The organism is Phenylobacterium sp. (assembly GCF_013822795.1).
Taxonomy (GTDB): domain Bacteria; phylum Pseudomonadota; class Alphaproteobacteria; order Caulobacterales; family Caulobacteraceae; genus Phenylobacterium.
The window spans coordinates 17,727-34,466 of the sequence record NZ_PNLB01000005.1 but is presented as its reverse complement, the minus strand read 5'-3'; the positions used below and the strand labels follow the sequence as shown (position 1 = coordinate 34,466).

At 69.6% G+C, this 16,740-nt stretch carries 17 protein-coding genes and 1 tRNA gene; 12 read left to right on the top strand and 6 right to left on the bottom strand.

The genetic code is table 11. The annotated features are described in order from the left end of the window. Positions 1-75 precede the first annotated feature (75 nt). Entirely contained in the window at positions 76-636 is a 561-nt protein-coding gene (locus tag C0481_RS05790; RefSeq protein ID WP_293401594.1) for a sugar O-acetyltransferase, read from the top strand. 46 nt (positions 637-682) lie between these two features. Here the strand turns inward: C0481_RS05790 and C0481_RS05785 are convergent. Together C0481_RS05785 and C0481_RS05780 are read right to left on the bottom strand one after the other, a co-directional pair. Next, positions 683-759: transfer RNA gene (locus C0481_RS05785), tRNA-Arg, on the bottom strand. A gap of 50 nt (positions 760-809) precedes the next feature. Further along, complete coding sequence (locus tag C0481_RS05780; RefSeq protein WP_293401592.1) at positions 810-1,748, bottom strand: ABC transporter ATP-binding protein; 939 nt, start codon at positions 1,746-1,748, stop codon at positions 810-812. A 158-nt stretch (positions 1,749-1,906) separates the two neighbouring features. Here C0481_RS05780 and C0481_RS05775 point away from each other — a divergent pair, with 158 nt between their 5' ends. Together C0481_RS05775 and C0481_RS05770 are read left to right on the top strand one after the other, a co-directional pair. Further along, positions 1,907-2,155: a zinc-finger domain-containing protein gene (locus tag C0481_RS05775; RefSeq protein WP_293401917.1), complete on the top strand. Its 249-nt coding sequence runs from the start codon at positions 1,907-1,909 to the stop codon at positions 2,153-2,155. Positions 2,156-2,257: 102 nt separating this feature from the next. Then, complete coding sequence (locus tag C0481_RS05770; protein ID WP_293401590.1) at positions 2,258-3,046, top strand: isocitrate lyase/phosphoenolpyruvate mutase family protein; 789 nt, start codon at positions 2,258-2,260, stop codon at positions 3,044-3,046. 9 nt (positions 3,047-3,055) lie between these two features. Here the strand turns inward: C0481_RS05770 and C0481_RS05765 are convergent, their stop codons facing one another. Beyond that, the gene (locus C0481_RS05765; RefSeq protein ID WP_293401588.1) at positions 3,056-5,080 is read right to left on the bottom strand and encodes an MHYT domain-containing protein; all 2,025 of its coding nucleotides are present in this window, start codon (positions 5,078-5,080) and stop codon (positions 3,056-3,058) included. A 209-nt stretch (positions 5,081-5,289) separates the two neighbouring features. Here C0481_RS05765 and polA point away from each other — a divergent pair, with 209 nt between their 5' ends. Further along, on the top strand, positions 5,290-8,154 hold the full coding sequence (gene polA, locus C0481_RS05760; RefSeq protein ID WP_293401586.1) for a DNA polymerase I: 2,865 nt from the start codon (positions 5,290-5,292) through the stop codon (positions 8,152-8,154). Positions 8,155-8,158: 4 nt separating this feature from the next. Here the strand turns inward: polA and C0481_RS05755 are convergent, their stop codons facing one another. Beyond that, positions 8,159-8,548 (bottom strand): GFA family protein, encoded by a 390-nt coding sequence (locus tag C0481_RS05755; protein ID WP_293401584.1) that lies wholly within the window; start codon positions 8,546-8,548, stop codon positions 8,159-8,161. A 161-nt stretch (positions 8,549-8,709) separates the two neighbouring features. Between C0481_RS05755 and C0481_RS05750 the strand changes: the two genes are divergently transcribed. Together C0481_RS05750 and C0481_RS05745 are read left to right on the top strand one after the other, a co-directional pair. Further along, positions 8,710-9,525, top strand: coding sequence for a thioesterase family protein (locus tag C0481_RS05750; protein ID WP_293401582.1), 816 nt, complete (start codon positions 8,710-8,712; stop codon positions 9,523-9,525). A gap of 5 nt (positions 9,526-9,530) precedes the next feature. Next, positions 9,531-10,163 (top strand): HAD family hydrolase, encoded by a 633-nt coding sequence (locus C0481_RS05745; protein ID WP_293401580.1) that lies wholly within the window; start codon positions 9,531-9,533, stop codon positions 10,161-10,163. Positions 10,164-10,299: 136 nt separating this feature from the next. Here the strand turns inward: C0481_RS05745 and C0481_RS05740 are convergent, their stop codons facing one another. After that, positions 10,300-10,848: a hypothetical protein gene (locus tag C0481_RS05740; protein ID WP_293401578.1), complete on the bottom strand. Its 549-nt coding sequence runs from the start codon at positions 10,846-10,848 to the stop codon at positions 10,300-10,302. A gap of 6 nt (positions 10,849-10,854) precedes the next feature. Beyond that, positions 10,855-11,757, bottom strand: a complete 903-nt coding sequence (locus tag C0481_RS05735) for a LysR family transcriptional regulator (RefSeq protein WP_293401576.1) — start codon at positions 11,755-11,757, stop codon at positions 10,855-10,857. Positions 11,758-11,936: 179 nt separating this feature from the next. On the opposite strand from C0481_RS05735, the gene leuC reads away from it, so the two are divergent. Genes leuC through C0481_RS05705 form a run of 6 tightly spaced genes read left to right on the top strand, consistent with a single transcriptional unit; the run spans position 11,937 to position 16,740 of the window. Continuing rightward, positions 11,937-13,361, top strand: a complete 1,425-nt coding sequence (leuC, locus tag C0481_RS05730; RefSeq protein WP_293401574.1) for a 3-isopropylmalate dehydratase large subunit — start codon at positions 11,937-11,939, stop codon at positions 13,359-13,361. Beyond that, the gene (locus tag C0481_RS05725) at positions 13,358-14,080 is read left to right on the top strand and encodes a hypothetical protein (protein ID WP_293401572.1); all 723 of its coding nucleotides are present in this window, start codon (positions 13,358-13,360) and stop codon (positions 14,078-14,080) included. Before leuC ends, C0481_RS05725 begins: the two co-directional genes overlap by 4 nt. Then, on the top strand, positions 14,077-14,928 hold the full coding sequence (locus C0481_RS05720) for a VOC family protein (RefSeq protein WP_293401570.1): 852 nt from the start codon (positions 14,077-14,079) through the stop codon (positions 14,926-14,928). The genes C0481_RS05725 and C0481_RS05720 overlap by 4 nt, the downstream gene beginning before the upstream one ends. Continuing rightward, positions 14,925-15,830, top strand: coding sequence for a hypothetical protein (locus C0481_RS05715; protein ID WP_293401568.1), 906 nt, complete (start codon positions 14,925-14,927; stop codon positions 15,828-15,830). Before C0481_RS05720 ends, C0481_RS05715 begins: the two co-directional genes overlap by 4 nt. Beyond that, on the top strand, positions 15,830-16,441 hold the full coding sequence (gene leuD, locus C0481_RS05710) for a 3-isopropylmalate dehydratase small subunit (RefSeq protein ID WP_293401566.1): 612 nt from the start codon (positions 15,830-15,832) through the stop codon (positions 16,439-16,441). The genes C0481_RS05715 and leuD overlap by 1 nt, the downstream gene beginning before the upstream one ends. Beyond that, positions 16,438-16,740, top strand: a complete 303-nt coding sequence (locus tag C0481_RS05705; RefSeq protein WP_293401564.1) for a putative quinol monooxygenase — start codon at positions 16,438-16,440, stop codon at positions 16,738-16,740. The genes leuD and C0481_RS05705 overlap by 4 nt, the downstream gene beginning before the upstream one ends.

Below are 16,740 nucleotides of genomic sequence, written 5' to 3'. Positions count from 1 at the left end.
ACAACTTTCGGCGGGTCCGCCGATCCCGGGCCCTCTGCGAACCGCTAAGCTGCGCCCCGGTCGGGAGGAACGCACATGTCGAAGCAGGACGGCGAAGTCAGGATCGCCCGGCGCACGCCGGAGTCCCGGGCCATGGTCGCCGACACGATGCGGGCGATGAGCCTCACCCCGGCGCTCAACCGCCTGACCTTCGCGGAAGGCGACGAGATCCGGCGACTGTTCGCCGAGCTGATCGACAAGCCCCTGGACGACCAGTTCCGGCTGATCCCGCCATTCTTCACCACCTGCGGCAAGAACATCTCGGTCGGCCGTAACGTGTTCATCAACCAGAACTGCACGCTCTACGATCTGGCCCCCGTCACCATCGGCGACGACGTGCTGATCGGGCCCAATGTCAGCCTGATCACCGACGGCCATCCGGTCGCGCCGTCCCAGCGCCAGGCCTTTGTCGTGGCCAAGCCGATCGTCATCGAGCGCGGCGTCTGGATCTGCGCCGGCGCCATCGTCATCGGCGGCGTCACCATCGGTGAGAACTCGGTCGTCGCCGCCGGCTCGGTGGTGACCAAGGACGTGCCGGCCAACACCCTGGTCGGCGGCAATCCCGCCCAGCTCATCCGGTCGATCGAAGGGGAATAGGCGCTCGGCCCACGCGTCCGCCTGAGCGGTTCACGGCGTGAGAAAATGGCGCACCCGACACGATTCGAACGTGTGACCTTTGCCTTCGGAGGGCAACGCTCTATCCAGCTGAGCTACGGGTGCGTCTGAGCGAGTTGCGCTGTCTAGCCGAAAGCTAAGCGAAACGGAAGGGTTCAGGCGCCGGCAGTGGTCAGCGAGACGAACACGTCCTCCAGGTCCGGGTCCTCGGTGGCGATGTCCTTGATGTGCAGGCCGGTGGCGCGCACCGCGGCCAGCACCTGTTCGACGCTCGACTGCCCGGTCCGATAGGTGACCTGGAACGCCCCGCCAGCCCGCGGCTTGGTCTCGAACCCCGGCAGCTCCGGCGGAACCATCAGCGGCTCTTCCGGCGTGACCACCACGTTGCGGGTGTCGAGCCGGCGCAGCAGGCTGGAGGTCGGCTCGCAGGCGACCACCTCGCCGCGATTGACGATGGCGATCTGGTCGCAGAGCTCCTGGGCTTCCTCCAGGTAGTGGGTGGTCAGGACGATGGTCACGCCCTTGCGGTTCAGCTCGACCACATAGTTCCACAGCTGGCGGCGCAGCTCGACGTCGACCCCGGCGGTCGGCTCGTCGAGGATCAGCACCGGCGGGTTGTGCACCATCGCCTTGGCGACCATCAGGCGGCGCTTCATGCCGCCCGACAGCTGACGGACATAGGCCCCGGCCTTGTCGCCGAGGCCCAGCGCATTGAGCAGCTCCATGGTCCGGCGCTCGCTCGGCGGCACCCCGTACATGCCGGCCTGCACCTCCAGCGACTCGCGCGGGGTGAAGAACGGGTCGGCGGCGATCTCCTGCGGCACGACGCCGATCGCGGCCCGCGCGTCGCGCGGGCGCTCGTCGATGTCGCGGTTCCAGATCCGCACCGTGCCCGCGGTCTTCTTGGTCAGCCCAGCCAGGGTGTTGATGAAGGTCGACTTGCCCGCGCCGTTGGGACCCAGCAGGCCGAAGATGGACCCGCGCGGGATCTTCAGGTCCAGCCCGCGCAGGGCGTGCATCTCCGGCGCGGTCTTGGTGGCCGGGTAAATCTTCACGACGCCTTCGGCCTCGATGGCGAACTCAGGTAGGTCCATGCGTCTCTTTGTGTCCGGGGCGTGCATTGACGGGTCGAGCCGTGGTCGAATACCTAGGCGCGTGCGGCGCATCCGCCAAGCTTCCGCCGCCGGAGAGTTCAAGAATGGCCCGTAAAGCCCCCGTTCCCGACCAAGGCCGCTCCTCGCAACTGGAGCCCATGCCCGCCAAGGGCGCGCAGACGCCGGACCTGCCGCCGTCGGAAGTGGTGGTGGTGCGCTCGGGCCGGGTCGCCTGCGACGGCGTCGGCGGCGCGCTGGGCCATCCGCGCGTGTGGCTGGAGATGGGCGAGGCTTCGTTCGTTGAATGCCCGTACTGCGACCGCCGCTTTGTGCTGCCCGAAGGCTCGGAAGGCCCCGAGGACGAGCGCCTGGCCCCCGGCGTCTACGAAGGTCCGCACGGCCACTGACACACCGCTGTCAGCAGCGCGCTGACCACGGCCGATTTCCGCCGGAATGTCACAGGTCCGGCGCCTATATCGTCTTCACCTGATCAACAGGAGGAGGCGTTCATGAGCCAGGCTGAGACTTTCAAGCAACTCCACGCGGGTCCGCAGATCCTCGTGCTGCCCAACGCCTGGGACGCCGCCAGCGCGGCGCTGATGGAAGACGCCGGCGCCAAGGCGCTCGCCACCTCCTCGGCCGCGGTCGCCTGGGCCCACGGCTATGCCGACGGCGACCTCTTGCCGGTCCCCACCCTGATCGCCGCGATCGGCGAGATCGCCCGCGTGCTCAAGGTCCCGCTGACGGCCGACATCGAGGGCGGCTATTCCGACGACCTCGCCACCGTCGCCGAGACCATCAAGGGCGTCGTCGGCGCCGGCGCGGTCGGGATCAATCTCGAGGACGGCGGCCGCGACCCCGACCTGCACGCCCGCAAGATCGAGGCGGTCCGCAAGGCCGCCGGCGCCGACCTGTTCGTCAACGCCCGCACCGACGTCTATCTGCGTGGTCTTGCGGAGGGCGAGGCCGCCCTGGCCGAGACCCTGCGCCGCGCCGAACTCTACCGCGCGGCCGGGGCCGACGGGATCTTCGTGCCCGGCCCGGTCGACGAGGCCCTGCTCGGGACCCTGGCCCGCGACATCGTCCTGCCCCTCAACGTCATGGGCCGCGGCGGCGCGCCGAGCGCCGCGCGGTTGCAGGCGCTGGGCGTGCGGCGGCTGTCCTCGGCCACCGCCCCGTTCCGCGCCGCCTACGCCGCGCTCGGCCGGGCGATGAGCGAGTTCCTGGCCAGCGGCGATGCGAACGCCCTGGCCCAAGCCGGGCAGGGCCTGCCGGACCTCAACAAGCGCTTTGGATAGACGCTTCGGCTAGGCGTTGACCGCGGCCGGCGGGGGCGTGGGCTCCACGGCCGCGGTGATCGCCGCGACCAGGGCCTCGATGTTGATCGGCTTGGTCAGGTAGCCGTGAAAGCCCGAGGTCTTGCCGCGGGTCACGGTCTCGGCCAGCACGTTGGCCGAGATGGCGATGACCGGGATGTCGCGGGTCGCCGGGTCGGCTTCGAGCCGCGCCTTGACCTGAAAGCCGTCCATGCCAGGCAGGTTGATGTCCAGCAGGATGACGTCCGGGCGCAGCCGGGCGGCCAGCTCCAAGCCCTCCATCGGCAGCTCGGCGACATGCAGGTCGAGGCTGCCCAGCGCCTCGGCGATGTGGCGCATGAGCCGGATGTTCGAGGCGTTGTCCTCAATGTAGAGCACCACGGCGTCGGGGGCTTGCCCGGTCATCGCCTGGCGGCGGTCTTCGTCGCGGGTCGCGACCTGGGCCGGCTCGGCGGCCGGCAGGTCGACGATGAAGGTCGAGCCGACGCCCTCCAGGCTCTGAACATCGAGCTTGCCGTTCATCGCCTCCACCAGCCGGCGGGTCAGCGCCAGGCCCAGGCCCGCGCCCTCGACGCCGGAGCCCTCGCGGCCAAGCCGTTCGAACGGCTCGAACAGGTCAGCCATGCGCCCGGTCGGAATGCCGAGCCCGGTGTCGCGCACGCTGATCAGCACCCGATCGCCGCGCGCGTGGGCGGTCACCTCCACCGCGCCGCGCGGGCGGTTGTACTTGATGGCGTTGGAGATCAGGTTGGCCAGCACCTGCTTGAGCCGCAGGTGGTCGGCGCGCACCGCCAGCTCGACCTCCGGCTCGGCGACGGTCACGCTGATCCCGGCGCGATCGGCCATCGGCCGGAAGGTCCCGGCCAGGGCCTGGGCCACCTCCTGCGGGTCGATCGCCTCGATCGAGACCGAGACCTTGCCGCTCTCGATCTTGGCGAAGTCGAGCACCTCCTCGATCAGCGCCAGCAGGTGGCGGCCGGCGGTATGGATCTGCTCGACCGCCTCCGCCTGGCGCTCGGTCAGCGGCTCGCTGCCGCGCAGGCGCAAGATGTCGGCGAAGCCGATCACCGCGTTCAGCGGCGTGCGCAGCTCGTGGCTCATATTGGCCAGGAAGTCGGACTTGGCGCGATTGGCGTCCTCGGCCCGGCGGCGCTGCTCGTCCAGCGCGGCCAGGGCGGTGGTCAGGTCCGTGGTCCGCGACGCAACGGACGCCTCCAGCTGGCCGTTCGCGGCGCGCAACCGCTCGGCCTCGGCCAGCGATCGCGCCTCCAGCCGCCGGTCGATATAGGCGCACATCAGCCCGACGGTCAGGATCAGCGCCGTGCACGCCGCGATCGTCGCCGACAGCAGCGAACCGGAGACCAGCTGCCCGTCAGCGTCGGCGCCCCCCGGTCCAGCCACGATCACCGTGCCGGCCATGGCGGTGAAGTGCATGCCGCAGATCGCCGCGGCCATCACGATCGCCGCCGCCGCCCGCTGGCGCGTGGTGCGCAGATTGACCACCAGCCACAGGGCGACGCTGGCCGCGGCCACTGCGATCAGCACCGACAGCCCGAAGAAGCCCGGCCGGTAGTAGACCTCGCCCGGCAGCCGCATCGCCTCCATGCCCATGTAATGCATGACGGCCACGCCCAGCCCGACCAGGGTCCCGCCGGTCAGGATCCGCCGCCAGCCGCCGCCGTCGGAAATCGCCTTCAGCCCGCCGGCCGTGGCGATCACCGCAATGGCGCCCGACAGGATGGTCAGGCCCGGATCGTACTCGACCTTGAACGGCGTGCGGTAGGCCAGCATGGCGATGAAGTGCATCGACCAGACCCCGCCGCCCAGCACCCCGGCCGCGCCGAGATGCCAGAACCGCCGCGCCGGCCCCCGGGCCGAATGCAGCCGCTCGGCCATGTCCAGGGCGGTGAAGGAAGCCACCACCGCCACCAGATAAGAGATCACCACCAGGGCGTCGTCGTGGCCCGTCGCGACGCCGTCGACACGACTGCTGAAGCAGAGTCCGAGAATCTCCACGAACCACCCACTCCCCGAGAATGATCGCGACAACTTCTCATGATTGTATTGATTCGAAGTTACAACACGATCACTAACGACGCGAACTCACCCCGCGACTACTTTGCCTATACTTTACGTATTTTACGTATAACGGCTCACCCGGCGAACCCGCGGCGCGGCGCCACGCGGCGGATGACCTTCGCCGCCGTGCACCCTATGTTCCCGCCATGACCGACGCGCCCCTCGACGCTCCGACCCTCGCCGACATCCCCCGTGAACCGACCCAGGACGGCCCGGCCGTGCGGCTCTACCTGGTCGACGGCTCGGGCTACATCTTCCGCGCCTACCACGCGCTGCCGCCGCTGACCCGCAAGAGCGACGGCCTGCCGATCGGGGCGATCAGCGGCTTCTGCAACATGCTGTGGAAGCTGCTCGTCGACATGAAGGCGCAGCCGGAGGCGCCGACCCACCTGGCGGTGATCTTCGACCACTCGGAGAAGACCTTCCGCAACAAGCTCTACGACCAGTACAAGGCTCACCGGCCGCCGCCGCCCGAGGACCTGGTCCCGCAGTTCCCGCTGATGCGCCGCGCCACCCGCGCCTTCGGCATCCCCAGCCTGGAGCTGCCCGGCTACGAGGCCGACGACCTGATCGCCGCCTATGCCTGCAAGGTGCGCGACGCCGGCGGCGAGGTGACGATCATCTCGTCCGACAAGGACCTGATGCAGCTGGTCGGCGACAAGGTGTCGATGCTCGACACCATGAAGAACGTGAAGATCGGCCGCGAGCAGGTGATCGAGAAGTTCGGCGTGCCGCCGGAAAAGGTCGTCGACGTCCAGGCCCTCTGCGGCGACAGCGTCGACAACGTGCCGGGCGCGCCGGGCATCGGGGTCAAGACCGCCGCCCTGCTGATCAACGAGTACGGCGACCTCGACACGCTGCTGGCCCGCGCCGGCGAGATCAAGCAGCCCAAGCGCCGCGACACCCTGATCGAGTTCGCCGACCAGATCCGCCTGTCGCGCGAGCTGGTCCGCCTCGATTGCGACACCCCGCTGCCCGAGCCGATCGACGCCCTGGTGGTCGACGACCCGAACGCCGAGGAGCTGGCCGCGTTCCTCGAGGAGATGGAGTTCCGCACCCTGGCTCGGCGCGTGGCCGGCGGCGGCGCGGCCGCTTCGGCGACTCCGGCCCCTGCGCCCGTGGCCCGTCCGGCGCCCGCGCCGGTCGCCACGGCGATCAATCCCAGCGACTATGTCTGCGTCCGCGACCTGGCGGCGCTCGACGCCTGGATCGCCCGCGCCAGGGCCGCCGGCGTCGTCGCCTTCGACACCGAGACCGACGCCCTGTCCTCGGCCAACGCCAACCTCTGCGGCGTGTCGCTGGCCGTGGCCCCAGGCGAGGCCTGCTACATCCCCGTCGGCCACGAGAACGAGAGCACCGGCGGTCTGGAGTTCGAGGCGCCCGAGGCGATCCACCAGCTGGAGCTGGACGAAGTGATCGCCCGCCTGAAGCCGCTGATGGAAGATCCGGCCGTGCTGAAGGTGGCGCAGAACGCCAAGTACGACATCGCCGTCCTCGCCCGCCACGGCGTCGCCGTGGCCCCGATCGAAGACACCATGCTGATCAGCTACGCCCTGGAGGGCGGGCTGCACAAAAGCCACGGCATGGACGAGCTCTCCAAGCGCTGGCTGGAGCACGAGCCGATCAAGTTCTCGTCGGTGACCGGGACCGGCAAGTCGCAGAAGAGCTTCAAGCACGTGCCGCTGGAGCCGGCGACCTGCTACGCGGCCGAGGACGCCGACGTCACCCTGCGGCTCTACCAGCACCTGCGCCCGCGCCTGGCCCACGAAGGCCTGCTGACCGTCTACGAAACCCTGGAGCGCGGCATGCCGCCGGTGCTGGCGGCGATGGAGAACGAGGGGATCAAGGTCGACACCGACGCCCTGCGCAAGCTCTCCTACGACTTCGCGGTGCGGATGGGCGAGTTCGAGGCGCAGGCCCACCGCCTGGCCGGCCGGCCGTTCAACCTCGGCAGCCCCAAACAGATCGGCGAAGTGCTGTACGGCGAGATGGGCCTGGCCTCGAAGCGGGTGACCGCCACCGGCGCGCAGGGCACCGACGCCTCGGTGCTGGAGGAGCTGGCGGCCCAGGGCCACGAACTGCCGCGCGTGCTGCTCGACTGGCGCCAGCTGTCGAAGCTGAAGGGCACCTATACCGACAACCTGGTGAGCGCGATCGCCGACCGCTCGGGCCGGATCCACACCTCCTACGCCCTGGCCTCGACCACCACCGGGCGGCTGTCGTCCAACGACCCCAACCTGCAGAACATCCCGATCCGCACGGAAGAAGGCCGCAAGATCCGCAAGGCCTTCATCGCCGAGCCGGGCCATGTGCTGATCAGCGCCGACTACAGCCAGATCGAGCTGCGCATCCTCGCCCATGTCGGCGACATCCCGCAGCTGAAGAAGGCCTTCATGGAGGGCCACGACATTCACGCGGCCACCGCCTCGGAGATGTTCGGGGTGCCGATCGAGGGCATGCCCTCCGAGACCCGCCGCCGCGCCAAGGCGATCAACTTCGGCATCGTCTACGGCATCTCGGCCTTCGGTCTGGCCAACCAGCTGTCGATCCCGCAGGACGAGGCCGGGGCCTATATCAAGACCTACTTCGAGCGCTTCCCCGGCATCCGCGCCTACATGGACCGCACCAAGCAGGCGGCGCGCACCCAGGGCTTCGTGACCACCATCTTCGGCCGCAAGGTCCACATCCCGGCGGTGACCTCCAAGTCGCAGGCCGAGCGCGCGTTCGGCGACCGCGCGGCGATCAACGCCCCGATCCAGGGCGCGGCCGCCGACGTCATGCGCCGGGCGATGATCCGCATGCCGGACGCGCTGAAGCAGGCGGGCCTGGAAACCCGCATGCTGCTGCAGGTGCACGACGAACTGGTCTTCGAAGCCCCGGAAGCCGAGGCCGACGCCGCCATCGCCGTCATCAAGAAGGTCATGGAGCGCGCCGCCGAACCGGCCGTGGCCCTGTCGGTGCCGCTGGTCGTCGAGGCCCGCGCCGCCGCCAACTGGGACGACGCGCACTGAGGACTTAGGCCGGCGGTCCTTCCGCATACTGCGGCAGGCCGTCGTCCAGCTTCAGCCAGGGCTGCTTGCTCGACACCCAGATGTGGTCGCTCGGCGCAAAGCCGCTCGGGTCGTCCATGCTGCCGCTGGTCAGGCCCATGATCCCCAGCGCCTCGCGCTTGGAGAAGATCGTCGTCCCGCACTGGGTGCAGAAGCCGCGCTTCAGCCCCTCGGAGGAGTGCGCGGTCCCGACCGGCCCGCTCACGCTCACGGCCTCGACCGCATAGAGCGCACGGGCGTTGAACGCCGCCCCGATCGCCCGCTGGCACAGCCGGCAATGGCAGACGCGCACATTGATCGGCTCGCCCTGCGCCGCATAGCGCACCTCGCCGCAAAGACATCCGCCGGTCAGCATGGGTCAGGCCTCCTGCCGGCTCTCTAGCGCGAGGCCGCCGCCGCAATCGACCGCGAACCGCCCGTCGCACGCGATTGCTGGCCGGTGTGCTCACGCCGCACTACCGCCAATGGCGAAGCTTGGCTTATCTGCCCCGCCAGATTGCAGTGGGGGAAATGCAGATGGGCGCGCTTCAGCTCGACACCGCGGTGGTCCGCGACGGGGAGGTCCTGCGGGCCGACCTGCACAGCGACTGGAACATCTGGGGCCCGAACGGCGGCTACGTCGCCTCGGTCGCCCTGCGCGCGGCCAGCGCCGTGGTCCCGGAAGGCCACCGTCCGGCGACCATCTCGGTCCAGTACCTGTCGGTCGCCAAGTTCGCGCCGGTGGAGGCGCAGGTCACGCCGGTGAAGACCGGCCGTAACGCCTGGCTGCTCAACGTCGCCCTGGTCCAGGACGGCAAGACCTTCCTGCAGGCCCAAGTCTGGACCACCAGCAAGGACGCCGGCCCGGTCACCACGCAGGCGGTGATGCCCGACGTCGCCGGCCCCGAGGGCCTGAAGACCATCGCCGAGCACGTCGGCAAGGATCAGATCAGCGGCTTCTGGAACAACATCGACTCCAAGCCGCTGAACTTCATCCCTTGGGACCAGCCGCGCCCGCCGGGCCCCGCCCTGCTGCGCGAGTGGTACAGCTTCGTCGGCTATGAGCGCGGCGACGCCTTCCTCGACGCCTGCCGGCCGCTGATCCTGATCGACACCCTGCTCTGGCCGACCCACCACCGCGGCCTGGCCGACCGGCCCAACTATGTGGCCCCCAGTCTCGACGTCACCGTCTGGTTCCACCAGAGCGCCGGCCCGGCCGACTGGCTGCTGGTCGACGCCCACGCCGACACGGCCATCGCCGGCCTGATCCACGGCCAGGCCCGAGTCTGGACCGCCGACGGCCGGCTGGTCGCCAGCGGCGGCTCGAACATGATGCACGTCGCGCGCGGCTAGGCGTGATGGTCGATCTGGTCATCTTCGACTCCGACGGCGTGCTGGTCGACAGCGAGGAGATCGCCCTGGCGGTGATGGCTCAGGCCGCCACCGCCGCCGGCGCGCCGATGGACGCGGCCGAGGCGCTGGCCGTGTTCCGCGGCCTGAAGATCGCCGATTGCGTGGCCGAGATCGAACGCCGCGCCGGCGCGCCGGTCGCGCCCGGCTTCATCGCCGAGGTCCGCGCCGCCACCGCCGCGGCCTTCGAAGCCGACCTGCGCGCGGTCGAGGGCGTGCACGCCGCGCTCGACGCCATCGCCGCGCCGATCTGCGTCGCCTCCAACGGACCGCTCGCCAAGCTCGACCAGACCCTGCGCCTGACCGGCCTGGCCACGCGCTTCGAAGGCCGGATCTTCAGCGCCTACGAGGTCGGCAGCTGGAAGCCCGACCCCGGCCTCTTCCTGCACGCCGCCCGGGCCCTCGGCGCCGATCCGATCCGCTGCGTCGTGGTCGAGGACTCCCTGGCCGGCGTCCAGGCCGCCAAGGCCGCCGGCATGCGCGCCCTCGGCTACGCCCCCGACGGCGGCCGTCACCTCGCCGAAGCCGGCGCCGAGATCTTCACCGCCATGGCGCAGCTGCCGGGCTTGCTTACGCGCTAGCGTCCTTTTCCCTCTCCCCTCGGGGAGAGGGTAGGGTGAGGGGGCTAGGGCCTCGCCGCGCCACCGACCTCAGCAAGGCGCTGCTCCGCAGCGCAACCCCTCACCTAACCTCTCCCCACAAGCGGGGAGAGGGACGTCATCGATCCGACCCCACAGCCGCCAGCACCCGCGCCACGCTCTCCTCCAGGCTCGGCGTGCCGACGATCTCCACCACCGGGCAGCTCAGCGCCGCCAGCCAGGCCCGGTGCCGCTCCAGGCTGCGGCCCGGGAAGCCCGGCGTCTCGTAGGCCTGCGCCCAGGCCAGGAATTCAAGGTGCGCCGCGTGCATCGCCCCGCCCGGCTCGATCGCCGCGCCATACCGTTCCCGCTCGCGGGCCATCAGCCGCGCCATCCGGACCGCGTGCGGCACGTGCAGGAAGACCACCAGGTTGAAGCGCGGGACGAACACGTCGCCCCAGCCGATCAGCGAGCCGGAAATCACCCACGACGGCGCCCCGGCCACCTCCGCTTCCATCATCGCCACCCGCTGCGCCTCGGGGCGCTTGGCGGTGAACGGCGGCTGGGTCGCCTCCCAGAAGAAGTCGTCGGTGTCGAGGTGCGCGACCGCCAGCCGCTCGGCCAGCGCCGCGCCCAAGGTGGTCGTCCCCGAGGACGAGGCCCCGACGATATGGATACGCGCGGCCATCGGGACCTACGCCTTGCGCCCCTCGGCGATGAAGGCCTGGAAGCCGGCGACCAGGTGATCGAACATCAGCCGCATGCGCCGGTGGCCGCGCAGGTTCTCGTGCATGGCTATCCACACCTCGAGCTCGAAGCCGAAGGCGTTGGCCAGCAGCGGCGTCAGTCCGTAGCGGCGGGCGATCTGGTGCTGGCAGGCGCCGACTCCGACCCCGGCCCGGATCGCGGCGATCTGGGCCAGGTCGTTGTCCGAGCGGAAGGCGAACAGCTCGCGGCTGACCTCCCAGGGCAACTTCAGGTCGGCCAGGGCCTGCAGCGCCGGCGTCTCACGGTCGAAGCCGACGACCGTGTGCTCGGTCAGCTCCTCCAGGGTCTGCGGCGCGCCGAAGCACTCGATGTATTCGGGCGAGGCATAGAACCCGACCCCGATGTTGCCGACCTTGCGGGCGACCAGCGCCCCCTGGGTCGGACGCACCATGCGCACGGCGATGTCGGCGTCGCGTCGCGACAGGTCCTCGGCGCGGTTGGACAGCACCAGCTCGATATCGATCTCGGGGTGCTCACGGCGGAAGGCCCCGAGGATCGACGGCAGGACCTCGGCGCCCATGATCTGGCTGGCGGTGATGCGGATCGCGCCTTTCAGCTGGTCGGCCGAGCCGGAGGCGTCGCGCAGCGCCGCGGCCGCGGCGGCGTGCATCTCGGCCAGATGGCTTTCCAGCTGATGGGCGAGGTCGGTCGGGGTGAGGCCGCGGGGCGAGCGCAGGAACAGCGGCGCCCCCAGCTTCTGCTCCAGCGCCTCGATGTGGCGACCCAGGGTCGGCTGGGTCAGGCCACGCGCCTTGGCCGCCGCCGACAGGCTGCCAGCCTGAAGCACGGCATGCAGGCTCTGGAACAGGTCCCAATCGGCGTTCGCCATGCGCTTATGAATAGCCGATCTGCAAAATTCGGCAAATGCAGGTGGGGGCGGGATTTTCCACCCCGACAAGAGATCGGCGCACGACGACGCGCGGTTCGCGCCCAAAACGCCACGCAAGCGGGTTAATTTATCCGGTTCAGGTGTTTCCACCTGTGGCGGAAAGGGTCTAGATGCCGGCCATGGTTGGAAAGACGCTTTACGACAAGATTTGGGACGCGCACGTCGTCGAAGAACAAGACGGCGAGACGATCCTCTATATCGACCTGCACCTCATTCACGAGGTCACCACCCCGCAGGCCTTCGCCGGCCTTCGCGCCAACCATCGGCCGGTACGGCGTCCGGACCGCACGCTTGCGGTCGCCGACCACAACATCCCGACCGAAGGCCAGGCTAAGGGCGTCGCCGCCGTGGCTGACGACGAAGCGCGGCTGCAGCTCCAGACGCTCGAGCGCAACGTCAAGGACAACGGGATCGAGTTCTTCCCGATGGGCGACATCCGCAACGGCATCGTCCACGTCGTCGGTCCCGAGCAAGGCCGCACCCAGCCGGGCATGACCATCGTCTGCGGCGACAGCCACACCTCGACCCACGGCGCGTTCGGCGCCCTGGCGCACGGCATCGGCACCTCGGAAGTCGAGCACGTGCTGGCCACCCAGACGCTTCGCCAGAAGAAGGCGAAGAACATGCGCGTCACCGTCGACGGGACCCTGGCCCCCGGCGTCGGCGCCAAGGACATCGCCCTGGCCATCATCGGCGAGATCGGCACCGCCGGCGGCACCGGCTACGTCATCGAGTATGCGGGCGAGGCGATCCGCAACCTGTCGATGGAAGGCCGCATGACGCTGTGCAACCTGACCATCGAGGGCGGCGCCCGCGCCGGCCTGGTCGCGCCCGACCAGACCACCTTCGACTACATGCAGGGCCGCCCGGCCACGCCCAAGGGCGGGGCCTGGGAAATGGCGCTCGGCTACTGGAAGACGCTGTTCACCGACGAGGACGCGGTGTTCGATCGCGAGGTGGTCATCGACGGCGACAAGATCGCCCCGCTGGTCACCTGGGGCACCAGCCCTGAGGACGTCATCGCCGTCACCGACGTGGCGCCCGATCCCGACAGCTTCGCCACCCCGGACAAGCGCGCCTCGGCCGCCCGCGCCCTTGAGTACATGGGCCTGACCGCCGGCCAGCCGATCCAGGACGCCAAGATCGACGTGGTGTTCATCGGCTCGTGCACCAACAGCCGCATCGAGGACCTGCGCGAGGCCGCCAAGGTCGTCCAGCACGCCTTCGTCCACGGCAAGATGGTCGCTGAGCATGTGCGGGCGATGGTCGTGCCGGGCTCGGGCCTCGTGAAGGCCCAGGCCGAGGAAGAAGGCCTCGACGCCATCTTCAAGGCCGCCGGCTTCGATTGGCGCGAGCCGGGCTGCTCGATGTGCCTGGGCATGAACCCCGACCGCCTCACGCCGGGCCAGCGCTGCGCCTCGACCTCGAACCGCAACTTCGAGGGCCGCCAGGGCCGTGGCGGACGCACCCATCTGATGAGCCCGGCCATGGCCGCGGCCGCCGCCATCGCCGGCCATATCGCCGACGTCAGGAACTTCATGTGATGATGAGCGCCCGCACCAGCTTTCTCGTCTGGTGGGGGCTTCCCATCCTTTGCGCCGGTCTCGGCGCCATGGCCGCCGCCTATATGGGCGAAGGCGGCATGTTCGGCAGCGGACCCGGCCAGATCGGGCCGCTGATGCTGCTGGGCGGCTACATCCTGGTGGTCGGGCTGCTGGCGGTGATCTTCCGCATGCGCCAGAGCCTCGCCGCCTTCGAGGACCGCGATCGCTTCGACAAGCCGGTCGAAGCCGCGATGATCGCCCTCTGCGCGCCGATTCTCGCCGCCGGCGTCTGGCTGATGGCGACCGGCCTGCGCGCCGACCTCGGCCCCAGCCGCACCGTCGTCGGCGAGCTTGAGCACATCGACAAGGTCGGCGCCTTCGGCCGCAGTTTCGGGATCAACCTCGAAACCACCGCCAGCCCGCTGATCCTGCCTTGCCGCATCGAACGCAACTGCGGCAGCCCGTTCCCGCTGATCCGTCTGGAGCGCGGCTCCCGGATTGAAGCCGAGCTCCTGAACGGCAAGGTGCTCGGCCTGCGGGCCGACGGCCGCCTCTTGGTCGACCCCGCCGTCCAGCGCCGCTGGCGGGTGGGCTTCGGCGCCGCTGGCCTGGCCCTGCTGGTCCTCTATGGCGCGGCGTTCGTCGTCGCCTCGTTGCGGCTGCTGTTCGACGCCAGCGAACCCGAACCCGATCCCCCCTCCTACTGGGCCGCGCTGTGATCTCTGGACTCGACCACATCGCCCTGGCGGTACGTGACCTGCCCGCCGCCATCGACGCCTACACGCGGCTGCTCGGCCTCGCCCCCAACTGGGTCGGCGGCGACGGCGGCGCGCGGCACGCCTGGTTCCAGCTGCCGAACATGGCGCTCGACGTCATCGCTGCGGACGGCGAGGGCGCGTTCGGGGACACCATCCGCGCCCATCTCGACGCCCACGGCGAAGGCATCTGGGCGATCGCCTTCACCACCCCGGACATCGAGGCCGCGCACACCCTGCTGGCCCGGCGCGGGATCGGCGGCTCGGCGCCGCGCTCGGTGCGCTCGACGCATGACGACGGCCGCAAGCGCTACTGGACGACCAGCACCCTCGACGCCGCGGCCGCCGGCGGGATCAACATCCTGCTTACCGCCCCGCCCCGCGACGGCGTCGCCTGGCCGCAGTCTGAGCCGACCGGCGAGGCGCCGATCGCCCAGCTCGACCACGTGGTGATCTACACCCCCAACCCGGACCGGGCGCTGGGCGTCTACGGCGCCAAGCTCGGGCTCGACCTGCGGCTCGACCGCTCCAACCCTGATTGGAAGGTCCGGCAGCTATTCTTCCGCTGCGCCGATAGCGTCGTGGAGTTCGCCGCCCGCCTCGACCGGCAGGTTTCCGACGCTCCGGACACCTTCGGAGGCCTTGCCTGGCAAGTGGCCGACATCGACGCCGCCCAGGCCCGCATCGCTTCGGCAGGTTTCGACGTTTCCGAGGTGAAAACCGGCCGAAAGCCCGGCACCCGCGTCTGCACGATACGATCAGGGGTTGCGTCCGCGCCCACCCTCCTCATCTCGCAGGGCGCCCGGCCGTGAAGCCGGCCGCGGCCGTACTGGCCGCAGCGCTGGGAGGGCTCGCAGCGCCCGCCGCCGCCGAGGGTTTCCCGGTGAGGCTGGACGACGGCGCGACCTGGACCATGACCGTCGAGCACACGGTCGAGACCAATCGCGCTGGGGCGAAAGAGATCGTCGGCACGACCACCACCTCGCAGCTGGTCTGGGAGCCGGGCGTCGTGACCGTGCACCAGCTGTCGATCGCGGGGCGAGACGGCGTTCCGGACGACGCCGTCCAGGCCCTGAACCTCGGCGTGCCGATCGAGCTGACGGTCGATGAGGCCCTTCAGCCGACCGGGATACGCAACGAAGCTCAAGTCCGCGACGCGGTCGCCGCCATGCTCAAGCGGACCTCTCCCAACTCCCCCGACCCGGCGACGGTGGGACCAGGCAAGGCCGCGATCTTCAAGGGGATGGTCGATGAACTCGCCATGCGCGACGTCCGCCGCACCAGCCTAGGCCAAGGGCTGTCGCTCAAGCTCCGCAAGACGATCACCTACGAAGACGCTGTGCAGAGCTCCTTCGGCGGCCCTCCGATGGCCGCCAAGGGCAGCTTCACCCTGGTCTCCCGCGATGCTGCGAAGAACCGCGCCGTCATCGACTGGGCCCAACAGCTGGACCCGGAGTCGGCGCGACGCAGCGTCGCCGACATTGCGACCGGCGCGTTCGACGACCTCTCGAAGGATCAGGCCAAGACGTTGCACAAGTCGGTGACGCAGCTGCCTTTTGACCAGAGGGAGGAATGCCGGCATGAGATCGACGTTCCGACCGGCCTGGCGCTCAAGGTTCAGTGCAGCTCGACCGTAATCCTGGGCGACATTTCCCGCGTCGAACGCTGGACCATCACGCAGACCCAACCTCAAACTCCTGCTAAGACCAACTGATGCAAGCCTTCACCCGCCTCGACGCCAAGATCGCCCCGCTGCCGCTGGCGAACATCGACACCGACCAGATCATTCCCAAGCAGTTCCTCAAGACCGTGGAACGCGAGGGCCTGGGCCGCGGCCTGTTCTACGACTTCCGCTTCGATGAAAACGGCAAGGAAAAGAACGACTTCGTTCTGAACCGCCCCGAGTACAAGGGCGCGGGCGTGCTGGTCGCCGGCGACAACTTCGGCTGCGGCTCCTCGCGTGAGCACGCCCCCTGGGCGCTAATGGATTTCGGGATCAACTGCGTGATCTCGACTAGCTTCGCGGACATTTTCTATAACAACTGCTTCCAGAACGGCCTGCTGCCGGTGGTCCTGAAACCCGAGGAAGTTCAGGATCTTATGGAAGAGGCCAAGGGCGGCAACCACATGGTCACGGTCGACCTGGAGGCCCAGACCGTGGTCTCGCCGTCGGGCAAGACCTTCAGTTTCCAGATCGACCCGTCCCGCAAGGACAAGATGCTCAACGGCCTCGACGCCATCGGCGAGACCCTGCAGGCCGCCCCGTCCATCGACGTCTTCGAAGGCAAGCGCGCCATCAGCCAGCCCTGGCTGGAGCGGGCGTGAGCCTGATCATCGCCGGCACGGTGCGCGTGCCGCCGGAGGTCCTGAACGACTTCCGGCCGCACATGCGCGCCATGCTGGACGCCAGCCGCGCCGAGGACGGCTGCCTCGAATACTCCTACGCCGAGGACGTGCTCGATCCGGGCCTGATCCGGGTGTTCGAGGCCTGGCGCGACCAGACCGCGCTCGATGCTCATTTCCAAACACCCCACATGGCGACCTGGCGCAGCCATTGGCCCGCCTTCGGGGTTTCCGATCGCCGGCTCTTCGCCTACGAGATCGCCTCCGAACGCCAGCTCTAG